Source organism: Synechococcus sp. R6-7, from assembly GCF_047461695.1.
In the GTDB taxonomy this organism is placed as follows: domain Bacteria; phylum Cyanobacteriota; class Cyanobacteriia; order Thermostichales; family Thermostichaceae; genus Thermostichus.
In genome coordinates this window covers 1-5,898 of the sequence record NZ_JANSHS010000268.1, presented here as the reverse complement: position 1 = coordinate 5,898, position 5,898 = coordinate 1, and the positions used below count along the sequence as shown (strand labels likewise).

Genomic DNA, 5,898 nt, shown 5'->3' with positions numbered 1-5,898 from the left:
TTCGCTTTAGCGGCGCGGAGCGCTTTGCGTTAGCATGAGTGCGGGAGTATGTCACAGGACAAAGTTAACCAGCTTTTTCGGCACCACCACCACTTTTTTGGGTGTTGCCCCCTCCAGGTATTTCTGCGCTGCCTCTGACCGAAGGGCCAACTGTTCCTGCTCCTCCGGCGTTACCTCGGCAGGGGCCTCAAACGAGCCGCGCAATTTGCCGTTCACCTGAATCACAATGGTCACCGTGTCGGCCACCAGCGCTGCCGGGTCATAGCTGGGCCAAGACTGCCGATGCACCGAGTCTGCGCCCCCCAGCGCCTGCCACAACTCCTCCGCAATATGAGGGGCAAAAGGTGCCATCAGCAACACCAGCGTGCGGATCCCCTCTGCATAGACCGGCGAATCCGGGATCCCGGCCTCCCCCAGAGCATTGCTCAGCTTCATCAGCTCGGCAATGGCGGTGTTGAATTGATAATCGTTTTCCAGATCTTCGCTGACTTCCTTGATGGCGGTGTGGATGGCCCGGCGCAGATCTTTTTCCGCCTTGGTCAGGGATCCCACCTCGACCTTGGCCGGCAACAGCTCTGAGACCCTGCCCCGCCAGGACTCCGTCCCGCCACCGCGAACGACAAACTCGTACACCTGCCGCCAGACGCGGTTGAGAAAGCGAAATTGCCCTTCCACGTCGGCATCGTCCCACTCCAGATCCTTCTCCGGCGGGGCCTTGAACAAGATAAACATGCGGGCCGTATCTGCCCCGTAGTGGGCCAGCACCTCCTCGGGATCCACGCCGTTGCCCTTGGATTTGGACATGGTAGCGTAGATAACTTGCAGGGGCTCGCCCGTTTCCGGATCCCGCGGGTTGTCGGGATCCTGCACCAGAGCTGCCGGGATCCAGCGATCCTTGCCGGACTTGTTGGGGTTGTAGTAGGTGCGCCCTTGCACCATCCCCTGGGTGAGCAGACGCGAGAACGGCTCGTCAAAATCCAGCAGCCCCCGATCCCGCAACACCTTGGTAAAAAAGCGGGAATAGAGCAGGTGCAGGATGGCGTGCTCGATGCCGCCCACGTACTGATCCACCGGCAGCCAGGCGTTCACCTGGTCTTTGCGGAAGATCTCTTGGTCGTTGCGGGCATCGCTAAAGCGCAGGAAGTACCACGACGAGCAGACAAAGGTGTCCATGGTATCGGTTTCCCGGCGAGCCTCCGCGCCACAGGTGGGGCACTTCACCTTCACCCAGTCCTCCAACTGGGCCAACGGGGATCCCCCTCGCCCCGTCAGCTCCACATCCTCCGGCAAGAGCACCGGCAGATCCTTCTCCGGCACCGGCACAATGCCACAGTGGGGACAATGGATCACCGGGATGGGACAACCCCAGTAGCGCTGCCGCGAGATCAGCCAATCCCGCAGGCGGTAGTTGATCTGCTTTTCCCCCAGCCCCTGGGCTTCCAGCCAGGCGATGGCTCTTTCCACGCTTTGCCCTGGGCCTTTGCCCACCGGGATCCCGTCTAGGGGGCCAGAGTTGATCATCACCCCTTCCCCCGTCCAGGCAGCCTGCAGTTCTGAGGACTCCGTCCTGCTGGCGCGATCCGCTGAGGCCGGAGAACCCTCCGGCGGCTGCACCACCCGCTTGATGGGCAGGCCGAACTTGCGGGCAAACTCGAAATCCCGCTGGTCGTGGGCAGGCACAGCCATGATGGCCCCCGTCCCGTAGCCCATCAACACATAGTCGGCAATCCAGATGGGGATCCGCTCTTGGTTAACGGGGTTGATGGCGTAGGATCCCGTCCAAACCCCTGTCTTTTCCCGGTCTTCAGCGCTGCGCTCGATCTCGCTGCGGGCAGCGGCCTGGGCTTGATAGGCTCTGACGGCCTGCAGTTGCTCGGCGGTGGTGAGCTTGTCCACCAAGGGGTGCTCTGGCGCCAGCACCATGAAGGTGGCCCCCCAGAGGGTATCGGGCCGGGTGGTGAATACTGCCAGCTCGTCCCCTGCCTCGGTTTTGAAAATCACCTTAGCCCCCACCGATTGGCCGATCCAGTTCTCCTGCATGGTGCGCACCCGCTCTGGCCAGCCGGAGAGCTTTTCCAGATCCGCCAGCAGTTGGTCGGCATAGGCGGTGATTTTGAAAAACCACTGCTTGAGCATGCGCTTTTCCACCAGGGCGCCGGATCTCCAGGAACGCCCCTCCGCATCCACCTGCTCGTTGGCCAACACCGTCTGATCCACCGGATCCCAGTTCACTGGCGCTTCCTTCTGGTAGGCCAGGCCGGCCTTGAAAAATTGCAGGAAGAGCCACTGCGTCCACTTGTAGTAGTCGGGGGCGCAGGTGGTGATCTCCCGCTCCCAGTCGTAGGAGAGCCCCAGCCGCTGCAGTTGCTCCCGCATCTGGGCAATGTTTTGGTAAGTCCACTTGGCCGGTGGGATCCCCCGGTCGATGGCGGCATTCTCCGCCGGCAGGCCAAAGGCATCCCAGCCCATCGGGTGCAGCACTGCGTACCCCTGCATTCGCTTGTAGCGGGCAATTACATCGGTGATGGTGTAATTGCGCACATGCCCCATGTGCAGGTTGCCGCTGGGGTAGGGGAACATAGACAGGGCATAAAATTTGCGGCTCCCGTCCTTCAGCTCTGGGGTGCGATCCAGCCCGATTTCACGCCAGTGGGCCTGCCACTTGCTCTCAATGGCCTGGGGATTGTAGCGCGCGTCCACGGTTCGATGCTCCTGGGAAAAAAGCGCATACGCTGGGAGATAGAAGCATTTTGACATACTCCCCACGCCAATCGCGCCGGCGGAGCACAGCTCTCGGGCAAGGCTCTGGTCACGAGTTTCACGAAGCACTTCGGGAAAGGAGCTCCTGCACCACATTCTTGTCCCCTAGCTGCCCAGCCTGTGCCACAAACTATTGCCCATCGACCACACGGTACGGATAGCCTCATCCGGCACCTTGCAGAGGAACGGGATCCCTATTGGCGCTGACAAACCGACAAGCAGGGATCGCAAGCAGGGATCAGTAGGTTTCTTCGTGCCACCTGTCTGCTTTCTTCAGTTCCTTCTGGAACTTGCTCCAATCCTGACCGGCTTGTTCGGCCAAAGGCCCCATGACGTTGTTGATCCCGTCCTCCATCCCCTTGAGGCCGCAGATGTAGGTGTAGGTGTTGGGCTGTTGCAGCATCTCCCACAGCTCGGCGCCGTACTCGGCCATGCGGTTTTGCACGTACATTTTCTTGCCATCGGGGGTTTGTTGCTCGCGGCTGATGGCGTAATCGACGCGGAAGCGATCCCCGTACTGGGCTTTCCAGGCCTCCAGATCCCCGTGGTAGAGCAAGGTGGAAGTGGTGGGCACCCCAAAGAACAGCCAGATCTTGCCCTGATAGTTGGGATCCTCCTCAAACAGGTGCTTGATGAAAGCGCGAAAAGGGGCAATGCCGGTGCCGGTGGCGATCAAGATCAGGTTGGCATTCTCATCTTCAGGCAACAGGAAGGTTTTCCCCGATGGCCCCGTGATCATCACCTCGTCGCCTGCCTTCAAATCGGTGAGGAAGCCGGAGCAGACCCCCACCCCCGGTTGGCCCGTCTCTTTATCGACATATTCGGCCCGCTTCACGCTCAAAGAGACGGTGCGTCCCTCGCCATCATCGCCAAAGCGGGTGGAAGCGATCGAGTAGAGGCGGGGCTTGTGGGGCTTGCCCTTGGCATCTTCGCCAGGAGGGATAATGCCAACGCTTTGCCCTTCTAGGTAGCGGTAGTTGGGATCCGGCAAGCTGAGCACAATGTGCTTAGTCAGTCCGGGTGCTCCTTCACCGACAATGGAGTAGGTCTCCACGCAGTGGCCGATCAACGGTGCGTTGGGACGATACAGATTGACGACAACCTCTCGCTTTTCTGCGCTGGCAACCATACCTGCGATCTGCTCCTGGCACTGGGAGGAAATGAGTTTACATATAGCAAAATAGCAAACACCACAGCAGCCCGGCTGCTCAAATGGAACTTGTCAGAGGAGAAGCAGACGACCTTCGCCAGCCCCCCAGGCCGTCCTGAGAGCGGCAACCCCGGAAAAATAATCCCGGCCAAGCTCATCGGCCAAAAATATGGATTTTTTGTTAAATTGTTGCTTAGGGTGCCCACCTCTCTGGCCTGCCAGCGGCTTGTGATGTAACGGCTTTATTTGGTATCATGCAAGACCGTAACAGTTGGTAACTTTCTAGAGCCTTTTTCTCAGTTTTGCCCTGCCCGTCCCCAAGGAGTTCCCATGGCAAGCAGTCCTGATCGTGTTGTGATGATTGGTGTCGCCGGAGATTCTGGCTGTGGCAAGTCCACCTTTTTACGCCGGCTGGGGGATCTATTTGGCCGGGATCTGATTACCACCATCTGTCTGGATGACTATCACTCCTTGGATCGCTACCAGCGCAAAGAGAAGGGCATCACGGCGCTGGATCCCCGCGCCAACAACTTCGACCTAATGTACGAGCAGGCCAAGGCGCTTAAGAACGGCCAAAGTGTGATGAAGCCCATCTACAACCACGAGACGGGGCTGATTGACCCACCGGAGCTGGTGGAGCCCAACCGCATCATCGTCCTGGAGGGGCTGCATCCCATGTATGACGAGCGGGTGCGCCAGCTGCTGGACTTCAAGGTGTACTTGGATCTGGCCCCAGAGATCAAGATTGCTTGGAAAGTGAAGCGGGACATGGCGGAGCGGGGCCACACCTACGAAGATGTGTTGCGCTCAATCGAGGCTCGCCGCCCGGACTTTGAAGCCTATGTCGATGTGCAGAAGCAGTACGCCGATGCCGTCATTGAGGTTTTGCCTACCCAGTTGTTGCCGGAGCTGGATCCAGAGCACAAAGTACTGCGGGTGCGGCTGATCCAGCGGGAAGGGGTGAAGTACTTCGACCATGTTTATCTCTTTGACGAAGGCTCCACCATTGATTGGATCCCCTGCGGCAAAAAGCTGACTTGTTCCTATCCAGGGATCCGCCTCCACTATGGCCCTTCCACCTACTTCGAGCACCCGGTTTCGATTCTGGAGATCGACGGCACCTTCGACAAGCTGGAAGAGGTCATCTACATCGAGAACCACCTGAGCAACTTGTCCACCCGCTACTATGGCGAGCTGACGGAACTGTTGCGCAAGCACCCGGAATACCCGGGATCCCGCAATGGCTCTGGCCTGATCCAGGTCATCGTGGGCCTGAAGCTGCGCGCCCTTTACGAGCAAATTCGGGCAGAAGCCAAAGAGCTGGCGGTGGCTTCCTAGTGTTTGCCCCGCTTAGGGGATCCCTTCGGTAAAGTGTTGGTGCAGGTCGGCTGACCCAGCATAGGTCGGCAGTAGGGCTTCGGTGTATGCAGGGATTCCAGTTGGAGATCTTTCCGGAGGGCCCCGTCTTAATCCAACGGGCCATCGAGATTTGGCAAGGTCGGTCATCCGCTGCCATTCGCGAGCGGGGACGCTTTACGGTGGCCTTGGCGGGAGGGAGCACCCCCAAGAAGCTGTATGCTGCCCTGGCCCAAACCCCAGGGATCCCTTGGCAACAAACCTGGCTGTTCTGGGGGGATGAGCGCTATGTTCCCCCGGATCACCCTGAGAGCAACTACCGCATGGTACGAGAAACCCTGCTGCAGCAGATCGGGATCCCGGCGGCTCAAGTTTTCCCTATGCCCACCCAAGCGGGGGATCCCCTTCGCGATGCTGCCGAATACGAGGCCACCCTACGGCAGATTTTCGGTGCAGAGTGCCCTTCTCTCGACCTGGTATGGCTGGGAGTGGGGGAAGATGGCCACACAGCTTCCTTGTTTCCCGACACAGCCGCTCTGCAGGTGCAGCACCGCTGGGTGACGGTGGGGCAAAAAGGGCAGGAGCCGCGTCTAACCTTGACCTATCCCGTCCTCAATCAGGCAGCCCAGGTG

At 59.5% G+C, this 5,898-nt stretch carries 4 protein-coding genes; 2 read left to right on the top strand and 2 right to left on the bottom strand.

Annotated elements, in window-relative coordinates; translation table 11 throughout:
• Window positions 1-51 precede the first annotated feature (51 nt).
• Entirely contained in the window at window positions 52-2,757 is a 2,706-nt protein-coding gene (gene leuS / locus NW815_RS08400) for a leucine--tRNA ligase (protein ID WP_414388626.1), read from the bottom strand.
• A gap of 241 nt (window positions 2,758-2,998) precedes the next feature.
• Window positions 2,999-3,889 carry a ferredoxin--NADP(+) reductase gene (locus NW815_RS08395; protein ID WP_414388625.1) on the bottom strand — a complete coding sequence of 297 codons (891 nt, stop codon included), beginning with the start codon at window positions 3,887-3,889 and terminating at the stop codon, window positions 2,999-3,001.
• A 351-nt stretch (window positions 3,890-4,240) separates the two neighbouring features.
• Between NW815_RS08395 and NW815_RS08390 the strand changes: the two genes are divergently transcribed.
• On the top strand, window positions 4,241-5,248 hold the full coding sequence (locus tag NW815_RS08390) for a phosphoribulokinase (RefSeq protein ID WP_414330815.1): 1,008 nt from the start codon (window positions 4,241-4,243) through the stop codon (window positions 5,246-5,248).
• 86 nt (window positions 5,249-5,334) lie between these two features.
• Window positions 5,335-5,898: 6-phosphogluconolactonase (gene pgl / locus NW815_RS08385; protein WP_414415900.1), on the top strand; the 564-nt coding region annotated here is incomplete at its 3' end.